24 protein-coding genes and 1 tRNA gene are annotated in these 23,621 nt (G+C 61.8%); 11 read left to right on the forward strand and 14 right to left on the reverse strand.

Features of this window, described 5'->3' with window-relative positions; all coding sequences use genetic code 11:
* Window positions 1–193, forward strand: a 193-nt coding sequence (locus F1542_RS17200) for a hypothetical protein (protein WP_227672670.1), incomplete at its 5' end; no start/stop codon positions are given.
* A gap of 53 nt (window positions 194–246) precedes the next feature.
* On the opposite strand, the gene clpB is transcribed toward F1542_RS17200, so the two are convergent.
* The 7 genes from clpB to miaA all read right to left on the reverse strand — a co-directional run bounded on the left by clpB (window position 247) and on the right by miaA (window position 9,916).
* A complete protein-coding gene (gene clpB / locus F1542_RS10665) occupies window positions 247–2,850 on the reverse strand; it encodes an ATP-dependent chaperone ClpB (protein WP_193733016.1) in 2,604 nt (867 codons plus the stop codon).
* Between the two features lie 336 nt (window positions 2,851–3,186).
* On the reverse strand, window positions 3,187–4,251 hold the full coding sequence (locus F1542_RS10670) for an aldo/keto reductase (protein ID WP_193733017.1): 1,065 nt from the start codon (window positions 4,249–4,251) through the stop codon (window positions 3,187–3,189).
* A 202-nt stretch (window positions 4,252–4,453) separates the two neighbouring features.
* Entirely contained in the window at window positions 4,454–5,182 is a 729-nt protein-coding gene (locus F1542_RS10675) for a fumarylacetoacetate hydrolase family protein (RefSeq protein WP_193733018.1), read from the reverse strand.
* A gap of 144 nt (window positions 5,183–5,326) precedes the next feature.
* A complete protein-coding gene (ilvC, locus tag F1542_RS10680) occupies window positions 5,327–6,346 on the reverse strand; it encodes a ketol-acid reductoisomerase (protein WP_193733019.1) in 1,020 nt (339 codons plus the stop codon).
* A gap of 52 nt (window positions 6,347–6,398) precedes the next feature.
* Entirely contained in the window at window positions 6,399–6,914 is a 516-nt protein-coding gene (gene ilvN / locus F1542_RS10685; RefSeq protein WP_193733020.1) for an acetolactate synthase small subunit, read from the reverse strand.
* A gap of 104 nt (window positions 6,915–7,018) precedes the next feature.
* The gene (ilvB, locus tag F1542_RS10690) at window positions 7,019–8,839 is read right to left on the reverse strand and encodes a biosynthetic-type acetolactate synthase large subunit (protein WP_193733021.1); all 1,821 of its coding nucleotides are present in this window, start codon (window positions 8,837–8,839) and stop codon (window positions 7,019–7,021) included.
* A 72-nt stretch (window positions 8,840–8,911) separates the two neighbouring features.
* Entirely contained in the window at window positions 8,912–9,916 is a 1,005-nt protein-coding gene (gene miaA / locus F1542_RS10695; RefSeq protein ID WP_193733022.1) for a tRNA (adenosine(37)-N6)-dimethylallyltransferase MiaA, read from the reverse strand.
* A gap of 30 nt (window positions 9,917–9,946) precedes the next feature.
* Between miaA and serB the strand changes: the two genes are divergently transcribed.
* Window positions 9,947–10,855 (forward strand): phosphoserine phosphatase SerB, encoded by a 909-nt coding sequence (gene serB, locus F1542_RS10700; RefSeq protein WP_193733023.1) that lies wholly within the window; start codon window positions 9,947–9,949, stop codon window positions 10,853–10,855.
* Here serB and F1542_RS10705 read toward each other — a convergent pair.
* A complete protein-coding gene (locus tag F1542_RS10705) occupies window positions 10,845–11,804 on the reverse strand; it encodes a cation diffusion facilitator family transporter (protein ID WP_193733024.1) in 960 nt (319 codons plus the stop codon). The genes serB and F1542_RS10705 overlap by 11 nt on opposite strands.
* Window positions 11,805–11,946: 142 nt before the next feature.
* On the opposite strand from F1542_RS10705, the gene F1542_RS10710 reads away from it, so the two are divergent.
* A complete protein-coding gene (locus F1542_RS10710) occupies window positions 11,947–12,798 on the forward strand; it encodes a carbon-nitrogen hydrolase family protein (protein WP_193733025.1) in 852 nt (283 codons plus the stop codon).
* Window positions 12,795–13,598, forward strand: coding sequence for an NAD kinase (locus F1542_RS10715; protein WP_193733026.1), 804 nt, complete (start codon window positions 12,795–12,797; stop codon window positions 13,596–13,598). Before F1542_RS10710 ends, F1542_RS10715 begins: the two co-directional genes overlap by 4 nt.
* Before the next feature lie 124 nt (window positions 13,599–13,722).
* Here F1542_RS10715 and F1542_RS10720 read toward each other — a convergent pair whose 3' ends face one another.
* The 5 genes from F1542_RS10720 to F1542_RS10740 all read right to left on the reverse strand — a co-directional run bounded on the left by F1542_RS10720 (window position 13,723) and on the right by F1542_RS10740 (window position 17,734).
* The gene (locus F1542_RS10720; RefSeq protein WP_193733027.1) at window positions 13,723–14,427 is read right to left on the reverse strand and encodes a SprT family zinc-dependent metalloprotease; all 705 of its coding nucleotides are present in this window, start codon (window positions 14,425–14,427) and stop codon (window positions 13,723–13,725) included.
* A 118-nt stretch (window positions 14,428–14,545) separates the two neighbouring features.
* Window positions 14,546–15,046, reverse strand: coding sequence for a YcgN family cysteine cluster protein (locus tag F1542_RS10725; RefSeq protein WP_193733028.1), 501 nt, complete (start codon window positions 15,044–15,046; stop codon window positions 14,546–14,548).
* Between the two features lie 35 nt (window positions 15,047–15,081).
* Window positions 15,082–15,546, reverse strand: coding sequence for a hypothetical protein (locus F1542_RS10730; protein ID WP_193733029.1), 465 nt, complete (start codon window positions 15,544–15,546; stop codon window positions 15,082–15,084).
* Complete coding sequence (locus tag F1542_RS10735; RefSeq protein ID WP_193733030.1) at window positions 15,546–16,574, reverse strand: extracellular solute-binding protein; 1,029 nt, start codon at window positions 16,572–16,574, stop codon at window positions 15,546–15,548. The genes F1542_RS10730 and F1542_RS10735 overlap by 1 nt, the downstream gene beginning before the upstream one ends.
* 44 nt (window positions 16,575–16,618) lie before the next feature.
* A complete protein-coding gene (locus tag F1542_RS10740) occupies window positions 16,619–17,734 on the reverse strand; it encodes an ABC transporter ATP-binding protein (RefSeq protein WP_193733031.1) in 1,116 nt (371 codons plus the stop codon).
* 99 nt (window positions 17,735–17,833) lie between these two features.
* On the opposite strand from F1542_RS10740, the gene F1542_RS10745 reads away from it, so the two are divergent.
* The 7 genes from F1542_RS10745 to F1542_RS10775 all read left to right on the forward strand — a co-directional run bounded on the left by F1542_RS10745 (window position 17,834) and on the right by F1542_RS10775 (window position 22,684).
* Entirely contained in the window at window positions 17,834–18,091 is a 258-nt protein-coding gene (locus F1542_RS10745) for a hypothetical protein (RefSeq protein WP_193733032.1), read from the forward strand.
* A 40-nt stretch (window positions 18,092–18,131) separates the two neighbouring features.
* Window positions 18,132–18,566 (forward strand): hypothetical protein, encoded by a 435-nt coding sequence (locus F1542_RS10750; protein ID WP_193733033.1) that lies wholly within the window; start codon window positions 18,132–18,134, stop codon window positions 18,564–18,566.
* Window positions 18,567–18,745: 179 nt separating this feature from the next.
* A complete protein-coding gene (locus F1542_RS10755; RefSeq protein ID WP_193733034.1) occupies window positions 18,746–19,219 on the forward strand; it encodes a MarR family winged helix-turn-helix transcriptional regulator in 474 nt (157 codons plus the stop codon).
* 226 nt (window positions 19,220–19,445) lie between these two features.
* On the forward strand, window positions 19,446–19,640 hold the full coding sequence (locus F1542_RS10760) for a DUF1656 domain-containing protein (protein WP_010510087.1): 195 nt from the start codon (window positions 19,446–19,448) through the stop codon (window positions 19,638–19,640).
* Between the two features lie 28 nt (window positions 19,641–19,668).
* The gene (locus tag F1542_RS10765; RefSeq protein ID WP_010510089.1) at window positions 19,669–20,580 is read left to right on the forward strand and encodes an HlyD family secretion protein; all 912 of its coding nucleotides are present in this window, start codon (window positions 19,669–19,671) and stop codon (window positions 20,578–20,580) included.
* A 16-nt stretch (window positions 20,581–20,596) separates the two neighbouring features.
* Window positions 20,597–22,114 carry an efflux transporter outer membrane subunit gene (locus F1542_RS10770; protein WP_193733035.1) on the forward strand — a complete coding sequence of 506 codons (1,518 nt, stop codon included), beginning with the start codon at window positions 20,597–20,599 and terminating at the stop codon, window positions 22,112–22,114.
* Window positions 22,115–22,599: 485 nt separating this feature from the next.
* Window positions 22,600–22,684 (forward strand) — tRNA-Leu (locus F1542_RS10775).
* A gap of 178 nt (window positions 22,685–22,862) precedes the next feature.
* Here the strand turns inward: F1542_RS10775 and F1542_RS10780 are convergent.
* Window positions 22,863–23,588, reverse strand: a complete 726-nt coding sequence (locus F1542_RS10780) for a class II aldolase/adducin family protein (protein ID WP_253073260.1) — start codon at window positions 23,586–23,588, stop codon at window positions 22,863–22,865.
* Window positions 23,589–23,621 lie beyond the last annotated feature (33 nt).

Here is a 23,621-nt window from a genome sequence, read left to right on the forward strand (position 1 = left end):
TACTCTCTCTATTCTCTTGTCAAAGATCCCGCCGGAGCAGCATCGCCGTCCGGTGAAGGGGCTTTTACGGATATTAGCCCACCCTGTCAACGCCGCCCTGAAAACACATGAAACGCACGGAAATCAGCCGTTAAAACCAAAAACCGTTCACCAAACGAACCGAAAAACGTGCCTTAACATGAAAAATATATGAAAAAAGGAGGGGCAAGCCCCTCCTTTCTCCAGATCCGGTGTGGCGTGCCGATATCAGTCGGCATCCACCTCGTTCCCATTGATGGTCAGGTGGTCGTCCTTTGCATCAACGGTGACGGTTTCACCATCATGGATGGTGCCTTCCAGCAGCAGGCCCGCCAGCGGGTTCTGCAATGCACGCTGGATCACGCGCTTGAGCGGACGCGCACCATACACGGGGTCATAGCCTTCGTTCGCCAGCCATGCCTCGCCGCCCTTGTCCAGACGCAACTGAATGTTACGCTCATCCAGCAGCTTGCGCAGGCGACCGATCTGGATTTCCACGATCTTGCCCATATCCGCCTTCTGCAGACGGGAGAACAGGATGATTTCATCCAGACGGTTGAGGAACTCGGGCCGGAAGTGGTTGCGCACGACCTGCATGACTTCCGGCCGCACGCTTTCGACCGATTCCCCATCCGGCAGATGGGCCAGCACTTCGGAACCAAGGTTACTGGTCAGCACGATCAGGGTGTTGCGGAAATCAACCGTGCGGCCCTGCCCATCGGTCAGGCGGCCATCATCAAGCACCTGCAGCAGGATGTTGAACACATCCTCATGCGCTTTTTCGACTTCATCGAACAGGATGACCTGGTAGGGACGGCGACGGACGGCCTCGGTCAGCACGCCACCTTCCTCATACCCGACATAACCGGGAGGGGCACCGACCAGACGGGAGACTGCATGCTTCTCCATGAACTCACTCATGTCGATACGCAGCAGGGCCTTCTCGTCATCGAACAGGAAGCGGGCCAGCGCCTTGCACAGTTCCGTCTTGCCCACACCCGTCGGGCCAAGGAACAGGAACGAACCGATGGGACGGTTGGGATCCTGCAGACCGGCACGGGCACGGCGCACCGCGTTCGACACCGCCTTGAGGGCCGGTTCCTGACCCACCACGCTCTTGCGCAGTTCATCTTCCATGCGCAGCAGCTTGGCGCGCTCGCCTTCCAGCATCCGGTCCACCGGCACGCCGGTCCAGCGCGATACGACAGCGGCAATGCCCTGATCGGTCACGGTATCGCTGACCATGCCGTCGCCCTTGCTGATCTGGTCAGCTTCTTCCTGCGCCTTGGCAATCTGGGCCTGAAGCTGCGGCAGGCGGCTGTACATCAGTTCCGACGCACGCCCCAGATCCCCTTTGCGCTGGGCGATCTCGATGTCCGAACGGACCTGATCCATTTCCTCCTGCAGCTTCTGCACCGCGTTGACGCGATCCTTTTCAGCATGCCAGGCGGCGGTCAGGGCATCAGACTTTTCCTGCAGTTCCGACAGTTCTGCTTCCAGCTTGACCAGACGTTCCTTGCTGGCTGCGTCATCTTCCTTGCGAATGGCTTCGCGTTCGATCTTGAGCTGGATCAGACGACGATCGAGTTCATCAAGTTCCTCGGGCTTGCTGTCGATCTGCATGCGCAGGCGACTGGCGGCCTCATCCACAAGGTCGATGGCCTTATCGGGCAGGAAGCGGTCGGTGATGTAGCGGTTGGACAACGTTGCCGCCGCCACCAGCGCACCATCGGAGATACGGATCCCGTGATGGAGTTCGTATTTTTCCTTGATCCCGCGCAGGATGGAAATTGTGTCGGCCACCGTCGGCTCACCCACATAGACCGGCTGGAACCGGCGGGCGAGGGCCGCGTCTTTTTCAATATACTTGCGATATTCATCCAGCGTCGTCGCACCAATACAGTGCAGCACGCCACGGGCCAGTTCCGGCTTGATCAGGTTGGAGGCATCCATCGCGCCATCGCTGCGACCTGCACCCACAAGGGTATGCATTTCGTCGATGAACAGGATGATCTGGCCTTCAGCCGACTCGATTTCCTTCAGGACCGCCTTCAGGCGTTCCTCGAACTCACCACGGAACTTCGCACCGGCAACCAGCGCGCCCATGTCGAGCGAGAGCAGCTTCTTGTTCTTCAGCGCCTCGGGCACATCACCATTGACGATACGCTGCGCCAGTCCTTCGACGATGGCGGTCTTGCCCACGCCCGGCTCACCGATCAGGACGGGGTTGTTCTTGCTGCGGCGTGCAAGGACCTGAATGGCGCGGCGGATTTCCTCGTCACGACCGATCACGGGGTCCAGCTTGCCCTGCAGCGCAACCTCGGTCACGTCGCGCGCATATTTCTTCAGCGCGTCAAAATTGGCTTCTGCGTTTTCGCTATCCACGGTGCGTCCCTTGCGGATGGTGGCAATGGCTTTTTCCAGCGCCTGTGGCGTCGCCCCCCCTGCGCGCAGGGCCTGGCCGGCCGGGGTCTCGGATGCGGCGATGGCGGCCAGCAGTCGGTCTTGGGCCACGTATTCATCGCCCGCCTTCTGCGCGGCCTGTTCGGCCGCATCCAGCACGCGCACCAGTTCGCCCGTTGCACTGGGCTGGCCCGCGCCGCCGCCCTGTACTTTCGGCAGTTTGGCAAGGGCGGCTTCATTCGCCGCCGTAATGGCGGGAACCTGCCCGCCGGCTGCGCGGATCAGGGCGGCCGCCGCCCCCTGATCGTCATCCAGCAGGGCCTTGAGCAGGTGCTCCGGCGTCAGCTGCTGGTTGTAATCCCGCATGGCAATGGTCTGTGCCGCCTGCAGGAAGCCGCGCGACCGTTCTGTAAACTTCTCGATATTCATTTATTCCCTCGTCCCTTTCAATCAGGCGACATAACAGGTTGTGCCACTGCGCCGTCCCTCAACAGGCAACGGCATGGCGCTGGATTCCAGATGGGATCAACTGGATGTTATTACAAGATATCGGGCGTGGATTTCCTTCCCCTGTTTCCTGTCATACCGCATCGGGCAGCCCGGATTTCCATGGGGGATAGCTGACCATTGCCGCCGGGCCTGCAACCTTGATCCATGTCAAGATTGCCGTGCCTTATCAACGTAACGGCCATTCACCCAGCGGCAACACCGCATGAAACCGACAGGGTTCCCCACCCTGACAGGGCGGGGAAGGAAACATCTGTCTTACTTGCCTTTTCTGGCAACCGTCGGGCCAAGCAGCAGCAGGTCGGCGGGTGAAAGCCGGTCCGATGCCGTGCTGGCCTGATGCCAGAAGGGATAGAGCAGCGGCGGTGCGCTGGCGTCATCCAGACGGCTGATTTCCTGAGCCGTCAGGCTGAGATCAGCAGCCTTGAGGTTATCGATCAGTTGTGCCTCCGTCCGCGCGCCGATCACGATGGAGGTCACCGCCGGACGCTGCGCCACCCATGCCAGCGCCACCTGTGCCGCCGAAATGTCACGAGATTCGGCAATGCTGACCAGCACTTCCACCACATCATACAGCTTCTCGATATCATGGACCGGTGGCTCGCCCCAGTTCTCGATCTGCCGCGTGCCCTGTGGCTGGGGCTTGCCGCGCCGGTATTTGCCCGACAGCAGGCCACCCGCCATGGGACTCCAGACCTGCACACCGATCCCCTGATCCACCGCCACGGGCAGGAGTTCGTATTCCGCATCCCGCGCCTGCAGGGAATAATAGATCTGCTGTGCCACCGGTGCGATCAGGCGGTTGCGCTCCGCCGTGGCCAGCGCCTTCATGATGTGCCACGCCGAGAAATTGGAAACCCCCGCATAGCGGATCTTGCCTGACCGGGTCAGGGTATCCAGGGCCTCCAGCGTTTCATCCAGCGGGGTCTGACCATCCCATTCATGCAGGTAATACAGGTCGATATGGTCACGTCCCAGCCGCTTCAGGCTGGCCTCGCATGCGCTGACCAGGTGATAGCGTGACAGGCCCGCATCATTCGCCCCCTTGCCCATGCGGAAACGGGCCTTGGTGGTCACCATGATATCGTCGCTGCGGCCCCTGAGTGCTGCGCCAAGGATTTCTTCCGACACGCCGGTGGAATAGATATCGGCCGTGTCGAACATGTTGACCCCGGCATCAATGCACAGATCGATCTGCCGACGCGCACCGGCAAGGTCGGTATCACCTGTCTTGGCAAAGTCACCCTTGCCGCCAAATGTCATCGTACCCAGCGTAAAGGCGGAAATCCGCAGGCCGGAACGGCCCAACTGACGGTATTGCATGTCTTTTCAATCCTTCTGCATGAAGAGATCCGGAGACTGTCCGTGAAACATCGTGAAAATTGTTAAGAGTTTTTGGTGAAGCTTTTTGAAAAAAGCTTCAAAGAACGCCGTCCTTGCTGAAAAAGCAGCATCCAAAAAATTTCTGTTTCCAAACAGCCTCTCAATGACTGGCGCACGGCATGACAGCCCGCACCGCATGTATTCAGGCGGTATAGGTCACGTTCAGTTCCCCCACACCGGCGCAGGTGGCATGCAGCACATCGCCACGCCGGACCGGCCCCACGCCCGACGGGGTGCCGGTCATGATCAAGTCACCGGGGGCAAGGGCGACAAAACGGCTGAGGGAGGAGATGATCTCGGCCACGGACCAGATCATTTCCACCAGATCGCCCTTCTGCCGGGATTCACCATTCACGCTCAGCGTAATGGCGCCCCCTGCGGGGTGGCCACAGACCGATGCGGGAACAATGGATGAAATGGGACAGGACTGGTCAAACCCCTTGGCCAGCGACCATGGCCGTCCCGCCTTCTTGGCGGCGGCCTGCAGGTCACGCCGGGTCATGTCCAGCCCTACGGCATAGCCATAGATATGCGACAGCGCCTTTTCCACGGGGATGTTCTCCCCCTCACGCGCGATGGCCGCTACCAGTTCCACCTCATGATGCAGGTCGGACGTACTGACCGGAAACGGCAGCAGGCCGCCACCCGGCACCACCGCGTCACCCGGCTTGGAAAAGAAAAAGGGTTCGGAACGTTCGGGATTGCTGCCCATTTCACGCGCGTGGGCAGCGTAGTTCTGCCCCACGCACCATATCCGCCGGACGGGAAAGACACCCGCACGCCCCTCCACTGGCACAACGGGAAGGGTGTAGGGGGGAATCACGTAATCCGTCACGGTACGGTGCTCCTGCTGTTCATATCCGGCGCGCATGGTGGCACCGCGCCCCGGTCCGTGTCACGGCAAATGCTGGCAACAACTGGAAAAGCCGACATAAAAAAAACGCCAGCCGGGACAGCCCGGCTGGCGTCTGGAAAAAGGGATGGCGCACCATCCCCGATCCCGGTCGTGCAATAATCAGTTGCGGGCCTTGTCGACCAGCTTGTTCTTGCCAATCCACGACATCATGGCGCGCAGCTTCTCGCCCACCTTTTCGATCTGGTGTTCGTTGTTGCGGGCACGGGTAGCCTTGAAGCCGATGTTGCCGGACTGGTTTTCCAGGATGAAGTTGCGCACGAAGGTGCCGTCCTGAATGTCGGTCAGGATCTTCTTCATCTCGATCTTGGTTTCCGGCGTGATCACGCGCGGGCCGGACACGTATTCACCATACTCCGCCGTGTTGGAGATGGAGTAGTTCATGTTCGCAATGCCGCCTTCGTAGATCAGGTCCACGATCAGCTTCATTTCATGCAGGCACTCGAAATATGCCATTTCCGGCGCGTAGCCTGCCTCGACCAGCGTCTCGAACCCGGCGCGGATCAGTTCAACCAGGCCACCACACAGCACGGCCTGCTCACCGAACAGATCGGTTTCGACCTCTTCCTTGAAGGTCGTCTCGATGATGCCCGCACGGCCACCACCATTGGCGGAAGCATAGGACAGCGCGATTTCAAGCGCATTGCCCGAAGCATTCTGTGCCACGGCCACCAGCGACGGCACGCCACCACCCTTCTGGTATTCGGAACGCACGGTGTGGCCCGGACCCTTCGGCGCGATCAGGAACACGTCCAGGTCGGGACGGGCTTCGATGATGCGGAAGTGGATCGCCAGACCGTGGGCGAAGGCCAGCGCCGCACCCTGCTTGAGGTTCTTTTCCAGCGATTCCTTGTACAGCGCGCCCTGACCTTCATCGGGGGTCAGCACCATCACCACGTCGGCCCACTTGGCGGCATCGGCGGGGGTCATGACCTTGAAGCCTGCGGCTTCGGCCTTGGCGACGGCCTTGGATTCGGGACGCAGGCCGACAACGATGTCGGTCACGCCCGAATCCTTGAGGTTGTTGGCATGGGCATGGCCCTGGCTGCCGTAACCGATGATGGCGACCTTCTTGCTCTTGATCAGGTTCACATCGGCATCGCGATCGTAATAGACGCGCATGATCTTACTCCTTGGGAATGAAAAACGAATCGATCAGGTAAAAACGCGACCCTTACAGGATTGCCGCGCCACGGGCGATGGCGGCGACACCCGTGCGCGACACCTCGGCCAGGCCAAGGGGACGCATGAGGTCGATAAAGGCATCGAGCTTGTCGGTCGCACCCGTCAGCTCAAAGACGAACGAAGTGGCCGAGGCATCAACAGGATGGGCGCGGAACGCCTGCGCGATGCGCAGGGCGTCGGCGCGGCGTTCGCCACTGGCGATCACCTTGACCAGCGCCATTTCACGCGCGACGTGGGGGTCCGCCGCCGTCATGACCGACACGCGGTACACCGGCACCAGGCGTTCCACCTGCGCGCGGATCTGTTCCAGCACGCGCGGGGTGGCGGTGGTAACGATATTAATGCGCGACTGGCGGCCGGTTTCATCAACCGGGGCCACGGTCAGGCTTTCGATATTGTATCCACGACCGGAAAACAGGCCGATGACACGTGCCAGCGCGCCGCTTTCGTTTTCGACCTGAATGGAAATGACCGCGGAGACCGGGCTCTCCTGCTGCGTGGTCATGATGGTGTTTCCTGACTGCTGAAGGTGCTGGCACGCAGGCTGCATGCCAGCAGGATAAGGACGAAAAGCACCCGGCGGGAAAGCCCGCCGGGACTGACGGGCGATCAGACCAGCATGCGGCCTTCGGCGCTGATCTCGTCATCCTGATCGGGACCAAGCAGCATCTGGTTATGCGCCGCGCCCGACGGGATCATGGGGTAGCAGTTTTCATCCTGCGCGACACAGATATCGGCCACCACCGGACCCGGATGGGCCAGCATTTCGGCAATCACGCCATCCAGTTCACCCACGCATGTCGCCCGCAGGCCGCGCCCGTGAAAGCTTTCCGCAAGCCGCACGAAATCGGGCAGCGCCGCGCTGTAGCTTTCGGAATACCGCGATTCATGCAGCAGTTCCTGCCACTGCCGCACCATGCCCATATACTGGTTGTTCAGAATGAACACCTTAACCGGCAGGCGATACTGCGCGATGGTGGACAGTTCCTGAATGTTCATGAGCGTGGACGCTTCCCCCGCAATGTCGATCACCAGCGCATCGGGGTGGGCGACCTGCGCGCCAACAGCGGCCGGCAGGCCATAGCCCATGGTGCCAAGCCCGCCCGAGGTCAGCCAGCGGTTGGGCTTGTCAAAACCGAAATGCTGGGCCGCCCACATCTGGTGCTGCCCCACCTCGGTCGAGACATAGGTATCGCGCCCCGTGGCGGTCGCCATCTCATGCAGGCGACGGATGGCGTATTGCGGGCGGATGATCGCATCGGGCGCCATGTCCTGCGAAAAGCCGAGACTGTCGATCTTCCGCCATTCATTGATCTGGTGCCACCACTGCGCGACATCGATCGGCTGGCGGGTATTGGCGGGGGTGCAGTCCCATTCCTCCAGCATCATTTCGATCACGCGCCGTGCGTCCCCCACAACGCCGACATCCACCCGCACGATCTTGTTGATCTGGCTGGGGTCGATATCCGCATGGATCTTGAACGAACCGGGCGAGAACGCATCCAGCCGCCCGGTCACGCGGTCATCAAAGCGCGAACCGAGTGCAATCAGCACGTCACAGTCATGGGTGGCCATGTTGGCTTCGTACGTGCCGTGCATGCCCAGCATGCCCAGGAAGCGACGGTCCCCCGCAGGCATCGCCCCCAGCCCCATAAGCGTGGACGTGCAGGGGAACCCCGTCTTTTCCACCAGACGGCGCAGGGCCGTGGAGGCCCCGGGCCCGGCATTGATGATGCCACCACCGGTATAGAACAGCGGGCGGCGCGCGCCTTTCATGGCAGCCACGGCGCGGGCGATCACATCCCGCCCCGGTTCGGTCTGCGGGTGGTAGGACGGGTGCGGCGTGCGCGGCGGCGCCACGTAGGGCGCGGGACCAACCATGAGGTTTTTCGGCAGATCGACCAGCACCGGCCCGGGGCGGCCACTGCGCGCGATATGGAAGGCTTCATGCACGCTGGGCGCAATCTCGTCCGCGCGGCGCACAAGGTAATTGTACTTGGTGGCGGGGCGGGTGATGCCCGTGGTGTCGGCTTCCTGAAAGGCGTCGGTGCCGATCAGCGGCACGCCCACCTGACCGGAAAAACACACAACCGGAATCGAATCCAGCATGGCATCCAGCAGGCCGGTCACGGTGTTGGTCGCACCGGGGCCGCTGGTCACCAGCACCACGCCGACCTTGCCGGTGGACCGGGCATAGGCTTCGGCCGCATGCACCGCCGCCTGTTCATGACGGACCAGCACGTGGCGAATCGCGTTCTGGCGGAAAATGGCATCATAAATCGGCAGGACCGCGCCGCCGGGATAGCCGAAAATGACTTCGACCCCCTGTTCGACCAATACGCGCAGAAGCACTTCCGCACCGCTGAGTACGGTCGTATCCGTGCCAGCGGTTTGAGGCTTCAGGTCTGTCTGGTGCGATGCTGCGTTCATGTTCCTGCTCCTTCGCCCAAAGCCACCGGAACAATCCGGCCAGCCCTCGGGGGCGAAATCCCGGGGCCGGGTTTACGGAAACCCTTGGCCCGCGTCAATGCGGTTAATAACAAAAGAAATGATTTTATTGCTCCACCTTTCCATTTGTTGCGCGGTTTCGCATTTTTCAAACCGTTTTTCATATAAAAACGTGTCCATCTCCGCCGCCAGCGCGTGATGGGCGAACCATGTCGCCTGTCGTTTCGTGTATTGCCCGGTCAGGCGGATGGCCTGCTGGGCCGCTGCCGCCATATCCATTTCGCCCCGCAGCACGGCGGCCAGTTCGGGCACGCCATGGGCGCGCATGGCTGGCAGGGCCGGGGACAGGTCCTGCGCCAGCAGGCGGGCGACCTCATCCATCGCGCCAAGGTCGAGCATGGCATGGAACCGGCGGGCTATGGCCGCGCGCAGCACGTCACGCGGGGGATGCAGACGTATGGCGACAAAACGCGCGGGCAGCGGGGGCAGCACGGCTTCACGCCGCCACCAGGCCAGCCCATGGCCGGTGGCCGCATGCACTTCCCATGCACGGGCAATACGTTGTCCATCGGTCGGGCGCAGGGTTGCGGCGGTTTCAGGGTCGCGCTGGCGCAACATGTCATGCACTGCCGCTGGCCCAAGGCGGTCCACCATGTCGCGTGCCTGCGCACGGATGGCGTCGGGCGGCTGGGGTATATCCGCCAGCCCATCAGTCAGCGCGCGGAAATACATGCCCGTGCCGCCACAGAACACCGGCACCCGGCCGGCATCCCATGCGGTACGGGCCGCAGCGATGGCCTGCGTGCGCCACCATGCGACACTGCCGGGTTCCGCTGCTGGCAACACACCGTACAGTGCATGGGGCACGCTGGCTTCATCGGCGGCGTCAGGCCGGGCTGTCAGGACACGCAGGTCACGATATACCTGCATCGAATCGGCATTGATGATGGTACCGTTCACCTGCCGTGCAAGGGCCAGCGCAAGTGCGGACTTGCCCGAACAGGTCGGACCCGCCACGATCACCGCCACGCGCGCCCGCCCGGCAGGGGGGCGTGTCATTGTCTCTCACCTGTCATATACCCGGACCCCATGGCTGATTCCTCTTCTTTTTCCCATACCCTTGTACTGGTGGCCAACCGTGGCGCCACATCCCTCACGCCGGTTGATATCCAGACCGCGCGTGACCTGGTGCGCGGCAATGCTCCCGTCACCCTGTCGGAAGGGGAAGCGGTTGAAATCGACTGCAATGCCCCCGCGACATGGGAACAGCCGGATATCGGGGCCATGCGGGATGTGTTTGCCGGGCGCGGGATGGACGTGCTGGTAACGCCGCGCGACAACCGCCGCAAGCGGTTGCTGGTGGCCGACATGGACAGCACCATCGTCAGTTGCGAAACGCTGGATGACATCGCGACCCATGCCGGGATCGGGGAAAAGATTGCCGACATCACCCGGCGCTCCATGAATGGGGAAATCGAATTCGAATCCGCCCTGCGTGAACGTGTCGCCCTGCTGCGCGGCCTGCCGGTCAGCCTGCTGGAACGGGCATGGCAGGATGTGAAGCTCAATACCGGTGCCGTGGAACTGGTACGCACCATGCGCGCGAACGGCGCACGCACGGCGCTGGTGTCGGGCGGGTTCACCTTCTTTACCAGCAAGGTGGCGGCGCTATGCGGTTTTAATGAAAACCACGCCAATATCCTGCTGGATGCGGACGGCACGCTGACGGGCACGGTGGGGCAGCCCATCCTTGGCCCGGATGCGAAGCTTGCGCACCTGCGCCGCCTGGTGGCGGCGGGCAGTCTGGACATGCGTGACGCCATGGCGACGGGCGATGGCGCGAACGACCTTGCCATGCTGCGCGTGGCCGGTGCGGGCATCGCCTTCCATGCCAAGCCCGCTGTCCGGCGCGAAATCACCAGCCAGGTCAATCATACCACCCTGCGCACCCTGCTGTTCGCGCAGGGTTACCGGGCGGCCGAATTCGTTACGGCGTAGGCACGCTGCCGCTGGCGGCCGTGCCCGGAGGCTGGGTGCGGCTGTCCTGTGCCTCGATGAAAACACGGGTTACTTCGGGGTAGGCCTGCTTGATCTGATGTTCCAGCGCGCTGACCACGATTTCCACCTGCCCTGCCGTCATGTCGTTACGGAAATCAAGGCTGATCACCACCAGCACGTCACGTGGGCCAAAATGCAGGGAGCGGATTTCATTCAGCCGCTCCACCCCGCTGGCCGCCAGCGCCATGCGGCGCAGGGCCACCAGTACCTCCGGCGCCACGCCTTCGCCGGTCAGCAGTGACTGCGATTCCCGCGCAAGGAACGCCGCCGTCACCGCAAGGATGCACGCGATGATGATGGACGCCACGCCATCCAGCACCGGCATGTCCAGCCACTCGGCCAGGATATTGCCCAGAAGCGCGACACCAAGACCGCTGAGTGCTGCCGTATCCTCGAACAGGACGGTGAATACGGTGGGGTCCTTGCTCATCTGCACGGCCTCGACCCAGCCGCGACGGCCCTTGCCTTCCTTGCGGAAAGTCCGCAGCGCCATCAGCCAGACCGAGCCTTCAAACACGATGCTGGCCAGCAGCACGACGTAATTGACCAGCACATGCGCGACGGGCTGCGGATGGATGATGTGGATGATCCCTTCATACAGGGACACACCAGCCCCCAGCCCGAAGATCAGCAGCGCCACCACAAAGGTCCAGAAATACAGTTCCAGCCCGTAGCCGAACGGATGCATGGCCGTAGCCGGCCGCGTCGCACGCCGCATGCCGACCAGCAGCAGTCCCTGGTTGCCGGTATCGATCAGGGAATGGATGGCCTCGCTCAGCATGGAGGCGCTGCCGGTCATGAAAGCGGCGGCAAACTTGGTTGCCGCCACCAGCAGGTTGCCACCAAGGGCGGCGAAGATGACAGTTCGGGAAGATGAGGAATGCGCCATTGATTTTTCAATATGAAGTACGGCCACATCCTATCGCGCCGCCACGGCTTTTAACAGGGCGCACGATCAGGCCATACCGGTTGCGGGCGCGGGGCTGCCTGTCCTATGGTCGGGGGCCAATGCCCACGGAGTACGTATCCTGATGCGCACCACTGTCATCCAGATGGCGCCCGGCGCATCCGCGCACGATAATATCGAACACGCCCGCGCACTGATTACCGCCGCCATCACCGCGGACAAGCCCGACCTTGTCATGCTGCCGGAAATGTGGAGCTGCCTTGGTGGCACCCGGGACATGAAGTTCGCGGCGGCCGAGACCCTGCCCGCCCCCGATGGCACGGGGGAAGCCGGGCCGCTGTACCGGTTCCTGTCGGACATGGCGCGCGAACATGGCGTCATCATCCATGGCGGGTCCATCGGGGAACGGCATGGGGACAGGCTGTTCAATACGTCCGTGCTGTTTGATGCAAAGGGGCGTGAGCGCGCGCGTTATCGCAAGATCCACCTGTTTGACGTCACCACCCCCGGTGGCGAAGGCTACCGCGAAAGCGATACGTACGAACCCGGTTCGGACATCGTGACCGCGCCGCTTTCCGCTGGCCTTACGGCGGGACTGGCCATCTGTTACGATATCCGCTTTCCCGCGCTGTTCCACGCGCTGCGGGCGCGGGGGGCGAACGTGCTGCTGGTGCCTGCCGCCTTTACGGTGGAAACGGGGCTGGCGCATTGGGAAACGCTGCTGCGTGCCCGCGCGATCGAAACGCAGTGCTGGATGGTCGCCTGTGGCACCACCGGCACCCATACGGACGAAAATGGCCAGAAGCGCCGCACGTACGGCCATTCCATGATCATCGACCCATGGGGCACCGTCGTGGCCCAGGTTTCGGACGGACCGGGGTGGAGTACCGCGCGCCTGGACCGCACGGTAACCGACAGCATACGCGAACGCATGCCGGTCATGGCGCATCACCGCCTGTCCATCCACACCCCATGAATGACATGTCGTACCCCGGCTGGACCGATGGGTACCTTCCCACGAAGCTGAGCTTTGCCGCGGCCCCGAACGAAAGCGCGCAGCTGTGGCTGGAACGTCTGGTCGGGCAGTACGGGCAATGCCCCCCGGATGAAGCGGACGCACTGGTCTGCCTTGGCGGCGACGGCTTCATGCTGGAAATGCTGCATACGACGCTGGGGCGCAAGCTGCCGGTATATGGCGTGAATTGCGGGACGGTGGGGTTCCTGATGAACCCCGCCGTGCCCGATGACCTGCCCGCCCGCCTTGCCACGGCACAGGCTGCCATCCTGCACCCGCTGCGCATGAAGGCCACGACGGTCGAGGGCAAATGCATCCATGCCCTTGCGCTGAATGATGTATTCCTGTTCCGCCAGACACGGCAGGCGGCGAAAATCCGCATCGGGGTGGACGGACGCGTGCGCCTGCCCGAACTGATATGTGATGGGGTGCTGATTTCGACACCGGCAGGGTCAACCGCCTACAACCTGTCCGCGCACGGGCCAATCGTGCCGCTATCGGCCAACCTGCTGCCGCTTACGCCCATCAGTGCGTTTCGCCCGCGCCGGTGGCGCGGCGCGCTGCTGCCTTCCACGGCGCAGGTGCGTTTCGACATTCTGGAAACCGACAAGCGCCCCGTGGCCGCCGTGGCCGACTTTACCGAAGTGCGCGATGTCATTTCCGTCGAAATCAGCGAGGCGCGGGAATTGCAGACTACCGTGCTGTTCGATCCGGGGCAGAGCCTGTCGGAACGGATTATAACCGAACAGTTCACTGCATAAGATATCCCTCGAAAGGTAATAAAAGTTTTTGGCTGACGCCTTTTTTCAAAAAGGTGGTATCTTTTAAAAGCTTTTTGGGAAAAAGCTTCACCAGGAACTTTTGCTGCTCTTTTATCAGACACGCTCAGACCGGGGCGATCCGGTGCAGGCTGGCGCCATGGTCATGCAGCCATTTTTCGGCCTGACGCCGGTGCGGGGTCAGGCTGTCCACCAATAACCAGAAATCCGGCCCGTGATTCATGTGCCGCAGATGCGCGAGTTCATGGGCAATGATGTAATGCTGAACCTCCAGCGGTGCCATGACCAGCCGCCAGCACAGCATGATCGACCCATCGGATGAACAGCTACCCCACCGGCTTTTCGTATCGCGCAGCCTGACCTGTATCGGTTTCAGGCCGCAGGTTTCGGCCTGCGCGCGCAGGCGGGCGGGCAGACGGACCTGCGCCTGTGCGCGTAGATAGGCGCTGACACGGCGGGGGACGAATTCTTCCGCACCGCTGACATGCAGCACCCCGTCTTCCAGCCATACGCCACGCCGTGCGTCGGGACAGTGGCGGATTTCATGGCGCCGCCCATCCAGCACGACATGGCCGCCATGGCACAGGTCAACAGGCGGTGGCAGGCGTGACAGCCCCGCCGCCACCCATGCGGAATGCGCGCGCAGCAGCGCCAGCCCGTCCGATTTGCGCGCGCCACGCGGCAGGGTAATGACGACATGCCCGCTACGGGGATCGATCCGCATGGAAATACGCCGCGCCTGACGCGATGCCCGCCAGCATACCGTGACCTGACCGGACGCGATGGGCACGACCTCCGTCCCGGTCGTCACAGTATTCCTGCCATGAAACATCCTGTAAATTCATGAAGGCATTTTTGGTGAAGCTTTTTTCAAAAGGTTTCGACAAGACATCGTCTTTTTGAAAAAAAGCAGCAGCCAAAAACTTTTATTACCCTTTTATCAGCGGCCGGGATGGGCGCGTGCGGCAGAATGCATTCCGTGGGGCTTCGCCGGGCCAGTCAACCACATGGTCCTCCAGCATGCCCGCCTTGCGTTCACTGATGACCCTGCCGCTTACGGATATGCCTGCCTCATGCACCGTATCACGGGTGCCGGACACCAGTGGGTGCCACCATGGCAACGGTTCCCCGTCACGCACCAGCACATACCCACAGGTTGGCGGCAGCCAGTCGATATCCGCCAGCATTTCTGGCGTCAGGCTGATACAGTCCTGTACCCGGCGCTGACGGTGTTCATAATCGGTACACAGGCACGACGTGGTATCCAGCAGGCGACAGGCGACATCGGTAAACAGGACTTCATCCGTCTCGTCCTCACGCAGCTTGTGCAGGCAGCACCGGCCACACCCGTCACACAGCGACTCCCACTGCGTGGAAGACATCTGCTCAAGGGGTGTCGTTTCCCAGAATGGCGGGGTGTCATCTGTCATGGTCGTGGTCCTGCCGTATCAAATCCATAAAATCTTCAATGCCCGGCCACCGCCGCCATGGCGCATAGCACGATCATACCGAACGAAAACGCCACCACCCCCGCCACCGGCAGGCCCAGCAACGGCAGCCAGAGCAGCCGGAAACGCATTTTCGCATCCGCTCCCAACCCACAGGCGGTGCGCGACAGGCCCGGCGGAATCCGGTCCAGCACCCGCAGCAGGGGCCACATCGCGGCAGGGGCAAGGCACAGCCCCTGCACGATACATCTGGCCATTCCGTTCCCATGCGCAAGGTCCGGCCACCATACCGCCAGACCCAGTCCCGGCAGCACAAGACAAAGCAGCATGCCGCGCAGCAGCACGCACCACGCGGGCCATGCCCGGTACAGCCCGACATGCACCGCCAGCACCAGCCCGCACGCCACCACAAGACCCAGCGCGATACAGGCCCCATCCAGCCCCAGTAGCCCGGCCGGACGGACAGCAAGGTCAGGCGGCATCAGCCCGCATCCCGCAACCATGTCTCAAAGCGGCGTGACAGGTCGGGGTAATGTGCCTGCCAGAACTGCACATCCACCGGCAACGCCACGGGCGCATGCGCCGTATCGGGTGGCGTCGCGGCAGGATAGCGGGCAAGGAACGCGGCCTGCTGGTCAGGTTGGATGATAAAGTGCAGCAGGTTGCGCGCCTGCCCCAGCCGGAAGGCCGACTGCCCGGCCACCACGCCCCATGACAGGCCATAGGACAGCGCCATGTCCGTATTGATGCCGATCCTGTCCCTGTAGCGCGTAGCAATGCTGCGCACCGCGTCACCGGGCGCGCTGCCCATCAGCACCTGTCCGTGTTCAAGAATACTGGTGGCGTCCGCCGGGGTGGACCACCACGTGATATAGGGGCGAAGCTGGCTCAGCTTGCGAAAGGCGCGATCGACACCCTGCGGTGTGGCAAGCTGGCCATACACATCGCCCGGCGCCACGCCATCGGCCATGAGCGCGATTTCCAGCGTGGTACGCGGGTCACGCCGCAGGCCACGCTTGCCGGGAAAACGCACGATATCCCAGAAATCAACCCAGCGTGGCGCAAGTCTGCGCCGTGTCTGGTCCCATGCCACCACGATCTGGGTTGTCATGCCCGGCACACCGCACCCGTCGGGGTTGGTGGCGCTACCGGCCAGGTGAATGACCAGTTCACGCACGCAGGCGGCGCGGATGGTGCTGTCCTCGGCAAAGACCAGTGACCATGTACCCGCGCGTCCCGCATGCAGGCCATGCCTTTCCAGTTCCGTCAGGGTGCCGTTCCATGCCTGCTGCGCCACCGGCTGGTGGGACGCCCGCGCGAAAGGCTGGAGGAAGGCGGCATTCTGCGCCTGTGTCATCTGCGACTCCGTGCTGGCGACCACAAGGGCGGCCTTATGCCGTACGGGGGTCGCAGCAACAGCCGAAACAGACCGGACGGACGGGGCGAAGGACGCCACCAGCAGGCTCAACAGGCCGATACGGACGCGGGGACGGGACGCAAACTGGAACACGGACAGGAAACAATCTTTCAGGCAGGGGCGAAGAATGCCGGACGCTACCCCATTTCACCCCGGAACGGAAAGGCAATTGCCTGCCCCGGCTGCCACGCCAGTATGGCCACCTGCCCCGCCGCCACACGCTGCAGGGCGGGGGTGGGCGGACGGCGCGCCAGCAGTTCCTCCCCATTCGCCAGCCTGAAGCGCAGCAGCACATGATCGCCCATCTGCCGCATGTCCGTCAGGGTCGCCTCCAGCACCGGCGGCCCGTCGGGGTCAGCGCCCCCCGCCATGCCGGGGCGCGAGGGGAACATGACCGCGATCCGGTCCGGCCGGATGCACAGCATGGCCAGTTGATCCGCCTCCACGCCCGGGGCGGCCATGGCTTCGACCGGCAGGCCACCGGGCAGGTGCGCAAGGGCCACATCATCCTCGACACTGGCCACGCGGACCGTCAGGCTGTTGGCATGGCCGAACCCGGTCGCCACCCGGTCGCAAGCAGGGCGGTCGAACAGGTCCAGCGCCGTGCCAAGCTGCACGATCTCCATGCCATCCATATAGGCAATCGTATCCCCCAGCAGCAGCGCATCCTCGCGCCCCCGCGTCAGCAGCACCACGCACAGGCCACGCGCGCGCACCAGCCGGCCGACCAGACGCCGCATGGCCACGCGGGCCGCAGGCGGCAGCGGCGTAAAGGGATCATCCAGCACCAGAACGGGGGGTTCGAACACCAGGGCGCGGCCAATCATGACACGCAGCGCCTGTTCGGGTGAAAGGGTGGCGGGACGGGCATGTTCCAGCCCATCCAGCCCCAGCAGCGCCAGCACGGCGCGCACCCGTGCCGCCACGGCGTGCGATTCCTCCCCGCGTGCCCGCAACGCGAAGGCCAGGTTGGCCTGAACCGTCATGTGGGCGAACAGCGGATCGCGCCATCCCACCAGCGCGCATGGCCGCCGGTCGGGTGGCAGGCCGGTCACGTCAACCCCGTCAACCATGACCTGCCCCGCGCAGGTGGATACATGGCCCACCAGCATGTCCGCCAGCACGCACAGGCAGTCGGTCCTGTCATTGACAACCGTCAGGCACTGGCCCGCCGCGGCAGAAAAAGACAGGCCCGGCGCACCGGAAAAGGCCCGGAGCGCGTTGACAACCAGCCGAATGGAGAAAGGAGACATGCGATAACAGAAACCTGACTGGGGAGATAACGCGTTATAAGCAATGGTTACCTCCTTACCAGAGGATTGTTGGCTTCACTCGTCACAAAGGAAACGATCATGAGCAAGACCGAAACCATCAAGCACGTCACCCACGAAGACCTGCAGGCCCTGAAGGGCCACATCGAGAACCTGCTGCACACGCACGGCAAGCAGGCCCTGCATGATGTTGCCAGCAAGGCGGAACATCTGGCGGGCCAGGCACGCGAAAACCTGGCGGAACACGCACCCAAGAAGGGTGGCTCACGCGCTCGTTCGCTTGTTGCTATCGCCATTTTCTCGGTGATCGGCTATTTTCTTGGCCGCGCAACGAAATAAGGCTTTCTAGCCTGCTGCAACCAGAGGATACGCGAGCATCATGAGAATAGGCGAAATCGGTAAAACCATCATTGAAGGGGAACTGACCCTACGCAAGCTGATGGCGATCCGTCTTGGTCGTCAGGCTGCATTCCTGGTTGTGGCGGCTATCTTTGCTTTTTTCGCAGTCATTTCGGGCCATGGGCTGCTGTGGGCCTTCTGTTACCAGACACTGGGCTTCAGCGCCCTTGGTTCGGCTGCGGCCGTATTCGGGGCCGATCTTCTGGTGGTTGTCATGGGGCTGGTCATGGGCCGGCGTTCCTACATGACACCGGAAGAAATCCGTGTACGATTCGCACGTGAACACGCCCTGAACGAACTGCGGCAGACCGTTGCCCTGTCCGCCGTGGCCACGACGGTTGCCGGTCCGCTGACCCGCCATACCGGCCGGGCGGTATGGAACCTGTTCAAGGTCATGACGGGGCGCGGAAAATAACCCCCCAAGCCACCGGCCCGCACAGTCTGGCAATGATCCACGTCATTGCCAGATAGTATCCATGCTGAAATTGCATTGGCTCACTTTGTCGTTTTCTGGAAACGTGCAGCTTCCGGATATACTAAGCACGCAAATGGTTTGCATGCTTAATAATTGTATGTCCAAGCTGGCGGAACAGAATGCCCGATCTGGAGCGCAACGAGAAGGAACTGTCGTTTGGTCGCCGTCTCGCCCGGCTTGGTGCCGCATGGCGCAGGCAGGTTGACCGCGACCTGCAGGAATACGGCCTGACGGAAGCGACATGGCGGCCAGTGCTGTACCTTGGCCTGCTGCCGCCCCCCGTGCGCCAGACCGACCTTGTGCGCGCCCTTGAAATCGAAGCCCCGTCCGTTGCCCGCCTGCTTGATGTACTGGAACGCCGTGATCTGGTGTTCCGTTCCCCCGACCGTGACGATAAACGCTCCAAACTGGTCAGCCTGACGGAAAAGGGCGAACGCACCGCACGCCAGGTCCGCCATGCGGTGGAAGCCGTGTCCAACCGCCTGCTGCATGGCATTTCCACCCCTGAACTGCAGGCCTGCTATTCCGTCTTTGAACGGATCGAGGCCAATCTGTGCACCCGGACCGGCGCCCCGGGCGGGGGACAGGCATGACCCCCGTTTTGCTGTCCGTCCCATTGCGTGACCATGCCCCGGCACTGCCTGCATGGGGGCACCCGATGCCACGACGGAATGTCCCATCCATGCAGTTTGTCTCCATTGCCGGTTTCTTCCATGCGTCCGGTCGGCTACAGATAGCGACGGGCAGGGATACAGTCCGTCATGGCCTGTCCGTGCCTGCTCCTCCTTCAACGGGACCGTTCGGAATGAGAACCGCCTGATGCTGAGCGAATTCAACCTATTCGGTGTCTTCATGGCACCGATTGTCGTCTATGCCGTGGCTGCCCTGCCTGTCACCATGCTGCTGCGATCGCTGTTATGGTGGTGCGGCATAATGAAATGGTTCTGGCATCTCGCCCTGTTCGAGGTTGCGCTATACACTTGCGTCCTCTGCCTGATGATCCTGTACATCTGACTGTCCCAAGAAGGTTCGAGAAATCCCCATGCCCCTCCTGCGCACCCTGATCCGTGTGGTCCTGACCCTGGCGGTCGTGACGATGGCCATCGTCATGGGCGTCACCTTATGGGACACCTACATGATTGCCCCCTGGACACGTGACGGACGTGTTCGCGTCTATGTCGTGGACGTGGCGCCGGAAGTGTCGGGAACCGTGGTGCAGCTGCCCGTGGTCGACAACCAGTTCGTGCACCGGGGCGACCCCCTGTTCGTGCTTGACCCCGTACGTTTCCGCCTTGCCATACGCGAAGCACAGGCCCGGCTGGACGGTGCGCTGGAAGACCTGAAGCTCAAGCAAAATGATGCGCGCCGCCGCATGGGACTGGGCGGTATCGTGTCGGCGGAAGAACAGGAAGTCTTCAACTCGAACGTGGCAACGCAGATCGCGTCGGTTGATGCGGCGCGCGCGGCCCTTGACCTGGCCAAGCTGAACCTGCAGCGCTCCATCCTGTATTCCCCGGTCAACGGCAACATCACCAACCTCAACCTGCGGGTGGGTGATTACGTCACGGCGGGCCATGCGCGGCTGGCGGTGATTGACGCCGATTCCTACTGGGTCAACGGCTATTTCGAGGAAACGAAGATGTGGGGCGTGCATGTGGGTGACGATGCGCGTGTCAAGCTGATGGGTTACAAGGACATCCTGCCCGGTCATGTGGTCAGTATCGCCCGCGGTATCAATGACCAGAACGGCAGGCCCGACGGCCTGGGGCTGCAGGATGTCAGCCCGATCTTCACATGGGTGCGGCTGGCGCAGCGTATCCCGGTCCGTATCCATCTGGACCATGTGCCTGACAGCGTGACACTGGCGGCCGGCATGACCGCCACGATCAGCGTCGGTCCCCAGTCCCGTACCCAACGCGGCCGTCTGACGACATGGCTGCAAGACCATCTGTAAGGCGCCGGGCACGATCATGAATATCAACGCAGTTACCCGCCGGACCGGCCTGTTCCTGACATCGGCCATTTTCCTGGCCGGTTGTACGGTAGGCCCCCGTTACCAGCCCGACCGGATGAAACCCCCGGCCAAGTTTACCGAGGATGACCACGCCGCCACCCCTGAGGAAATCGAGGAAACCAACAAGGAACTGAAACAGTGGTGGCACCTGTTCAAGGATCCTGAACTCGACAAGCTGGTCGATAAGGCGATTGCGGGGAACTATAACCTGCAGGTCGCGGGCCAGCGCATCATGGCCGAACGCGCCATCCGTGACGTGCAGGCATCGCAGTGGTATCCGCAGGTTGATACGCAGGCATCCGCGGGTGATGTGCGGTATTCGATCAATATCGACAACTGGCCGCTGCGGCCCGGCAACCCGGTCAACCACCCGCAGGCATCGTACCTGGGCTATGGCTTCAGCGCCAGCTGGCAGATTGACGTGTTCGGTCGCATCCGCCGTAGCGTGGAAGCCGAAAACCGCGCGGTCGAGGAATCGATCGAGGACCGTCGCGCCGTCATGGTCATGATGCTGTCCGAACTGGCCGGTGACTACATGATGCTGCGCGACCAGCAGTTGCGGCTGGAAATCGCCAACAACAATATCCACGTGGCACAGGATGCCTATGACCTGACCAACCGCCTGTATCTGGAAGGCGTGGGTAACACCATGCAGATCGCGCAGGCCAAGGCGGAACTGGATTCGCAGACGGCGGCACGTGAACCGCTGAAAACCCATATTTCCCAGATCACGCATGCGATTGACGTGCTGATGGGGCAAATGCCTGGCACATCGGAACTGGAACTAAAGGTGGCCAAGCCGCTGCCACCAGTGCCGGAATTCCCGTCCACCCTGCCGTCCATGGTGATCGCCAACCGTCCCGATATCCGCAAGGCGGAACGCACCTATGCCGAAGCGACAGCACGCATTGGCGTGGCCGTTGCCCAGCTTTACCCGAACTTCACCATTCCGCTGAACTTCAACCCCAATGCATCGGCCCTGTATCAGGTGTTCCAGATGGGTGGCATGAGCTGGCAGTTCCTGATGATGGCGTCCCTGCCGCTGATGCATGGCGGGAAATATACTTCCCAGATCCGTATGGCGCAGGCTGCGGCCGAAGCCAGCAGGCTTGCCTATCGCCAGTCCGTCCTCAACGGCTTCAAGGAAGTCGAAGACGCGATGGCCGCATGGCATGATGATGAAGAACACACCGAGCTGCTGGCCAAGGCCGCGGAAGACAGCGCACTGGCCAGTGAGCGCGCGCGCAAGCTGTATGCCGCCGGTCTGGTCGGGTTCCTGGAAGTGCTGACAACCGAACGCACGACCCTGAACGCCCAGAATGCCGAGGCCATGGCACGGCTGGAGCGCCTGCAGGACGCGATCAACCTTTACACGGCGCTGGGCGCGGGCTGGCAGGGGATTGCCCTGACCAATACCACCCTGCCGGTATCACTGGAAAAACAGAATATTCTGGCCCGCGCTTTCCAGCAGTAATACAGCCGCTGCCCCGCTGACCGCCGCCGCAATGGTGGGCCAGCAGGGCAGATGGCCTGCCTGCGAAGGGATCCGCCTGTAGTGTGGATTAAGAGGCTATTTAAAAACAACTCATTGATGAAAAACAGTAAAGGTTTTTTGAGTGTCGCCTTTTTTCAAAAACGCGACGTTCTTCAAAGGTTTTTGGAAAAATATTCACCAAAAACTTTCTTATGGTTACGGGATATTTTTCTGAAAGGTCCTATTTCCCCGAAGAAAATAAACGTACCAGAAATTTTCTGGAAGCAATACAGGCGTGGCTGATTGCATTCAAAGGCCGCAATACCCTGTTTTATCAGCCTGATCCCCATCATATTACATGGTCCGATCTTTATAAACTGATCCAGGCTGCCGCGATTTACGAATAGGGTACTAACAATTTAATTCAATAAAATCATGGCCAATGATTGTCCTGCGCCGTGCATATGCTAAACAGGTCCGTATATGCGAGCTTGGCGGAATGGTAGACGCACGAGACTTAAAATCTTGCGCCCGCAACAGGGCGTGCGGGTTCGAGTCCCGCAGCTCGCAGATCCTACGGACATTATGACCATGTGCAGGAACGTTCGTTCCGCAGATTGGCCTGGCGGCTTTTGAAAAGGTGCGACCTAATCGCCTTATTCATTCCTCCTGAAAACGGACATCATGCAAACAGGCCCGCAGGCATGAATACCTGCAGGCCTGTCAGAACGCACAACCTCAGCCCGTATCAGTCCTTGTAATCCGGCTGTTCACGATCAAGCTTGCGGCGCAGGGCCTGCCAGATCAGGCGGCCCTGATCGGGATCATCATCAAACTGCTTTTTCGCGCGCAGGATCTGCGCCTCGGACGGAATGTGCAGTGGCACCCCAGTCGCCTGCGCCGCGATCTGGATGCTGCAGGCCTGATTCAGGTAATACATGCGATAGAATGTATGCGCGACGGTCGTACCAACGGTCAGCAGTCCATGGTTCTGCAGAATAAGCGCATTGCGGTCACCAAGGTCGCGCACCAGACGTTCACGCTCGCTCAGGTTATCATCCGCTGCAATCCCTTCGTAGGGGTGAAAGGCGACGCTGCCGTAGAATTCCATGTTGATCTGGTTCAGCGGCAGGACGTTCTGGTCCTGTGCCGCCACCACCATGCCGGGAATGGTATGGGTATGCATGACGCAGGCGGCATCGGGCCTGCTGCGGTGGATGGCAGAATGGATGACAAACCCCGCCGGGTTGATCGGCCACGACGTTTCCTGTCTGGGCAGGCCGTCCGCATCCACCACGACCAGGGAACTGGCGGTAATTTCCTCGAACAGAAGGCCGTAGGGATTGACCAGATAGGCATGACTTGGCCCCGGCAGACGCACGGACAGATGCGTATAGACAAGGTCGGTCATGCCGAAATGCGCGATCAGGCGATAGGCTGCTGCCAGATCCTCACGCAGGGCCTGCTCTGTCATGGCAGATGATGTAGCCGGTGCAGTAGACATGAT

It is taken from the genome of Komagataeibacter sp. FXV3 (genome assembly GCF_015155755.1).
Taxonomy (GTDB): domain Bacteria; phylum Pseudomonadota; class Alphaproteobacteria; order Acetobacterales; family Acetobacteraceae; genus Komagataeibacter.

Bases quoted from the DNA above. Each gene is read 5' to 3' on its own strand.
- clpB (WP_193733016.1), bottom strand. From the start codon at position 2,850: ATGAATATCGAGAAGTTTACAGAACGGTCGCGCGGCTTCCTGCAGGCG.
- F1542_RS10670 (WP_193733017.1), bottom strand. From the start codon at position 4,251: ATGCAATACCGTCAGTTGGGCCGTTCCGGCCTGCGGATTTCCGCCTTT.
- F1542_RS10675 (WP_193733018.1), bottom strand. From the start codon at position 5,182: ATGCGCGCCGGATATGAACAGCAGGAGCACCGTACCGTGACGGATTAC.
- ilvC (WP_193733019.1), bottom strand. From the start codon at position 6,346: ATGCGCGTCTATTACGATCGCGATGCCGATGTGAACCTGATCAAGAGC.
- ilvN (WP_193733020.1), bottom strand. From the start codon at position 6,914: ATGACCACGCAGCAGGAGAGCCCGGTCTCCGCGGTCATTTCCATTCAG.
- ilvB (WP_193733021.1), bottom strand. From the start codon at position 8,839: ATGAACGCAGCATCGCACCAGACAGACCTGAAGCCTCAAACCGCTGGC.
- miaA (WP_193733022.1), bottom strand. From the start codon at position 9,916: ATGACACGCCCCCCTGCCGGGCGGGCGCGCGTGGCGGTGATCGTGGCG.
- serB (WP_193733023.1), top strand. From the start codon at position 9,947: ATGGCTGATTCCTCTTCTTTTTCCCATACCCTTGTACTGGTGGCCAAC.
- F1542_RS10705 (WP_193733024.1), bottom strand. From the start codon at position 11,804: ATGGCGCATTCCTCATCTTCCCGAACTGTCATCTTCGCCGCCCTTGGT.
- F1542_RS10710 (WP_193733025.1), top strand. From the start codon at position 11,947: ATGCGCACCACTGTCATCCAGATGGCGCCCGGCGCATCCGCGCACGAT.
- F1542_RS10715 (WP_193733026.1), top strand. From the start codon at position 12,795: ATGAATGACATGTCGTACCCCGGCTGGACCGATGGGTACCTTCCCACG.
- F1542_RS10725 (WP_193733028.1), bottom strand. From the start codon at position 15,046: ATGACAGATGACACCCCGCCATTCTGGGAAACGACACCCCTTGAGCAG.
- F1542_RS10730 (WP_193733029.1), bottom strand. From the start codon at position 15,546: ATGCCGCCTGACCTTGCTGTCCGTCCGGCCGGGCTACTGGGGCTGGAT.
- F1542_RS10740 (WP_193733031.1), bottom strand. From the start codon at position 17,734: ATGTCTCCTTTCTCCATTCGGCTGGTTGTCAACGCGCTCCGGGCCTTT.
- F1542_RS10745 (WP_193733032.1), top strand. From the start codon at position 17,834: ATGAGCAAGACCGAAACCATCAAGCACGTCACCCACGAAGACCTGCAG.
- F1542_RS10750 (WP_193733033.1), top strand. From the start codon at position 18,132: ATGAGAATAGGCGAAATCGGTAAAACCATCATTGAAGGGGAACTGACC.
- F1542_RS10755 (WP_193733034.1), top strand. From the start codon at position 18,746: ATGCCCGATCTGGAGCGCAACGAGAAGGAACTGTCGTTTGGTCGCCGT.
- F1542_RS10760 (WP_010510087.1), top strand. From the start codon at position 19,446: ATGCTGAGCGAATTCAACCTATTCGGTGTCTTCATGGCACCGATTGTC.
- F1542_RS10765 (WP_010510089.1), top strand. From the start codon at position 19,669: ATGCCCCTCCTGCGCACCCTGATCCGTGTGGTCCTGACCCTGGCGGTC.
- F1542_RS10770 (WP_193733035.1), top strand. From the start codon at position 20,597: ATGAATATCAACGCAGTTACCCGCCGGACCGGCCTGTTCCTGACATCG.
- F1542_RS10780 (WP_253073260.1), bottom strand. From the start codon at position 23,588: ATGACAGAGCAGGCCCTGCGTGAGGATCTGGCAGCAGCCTATCGCCTG.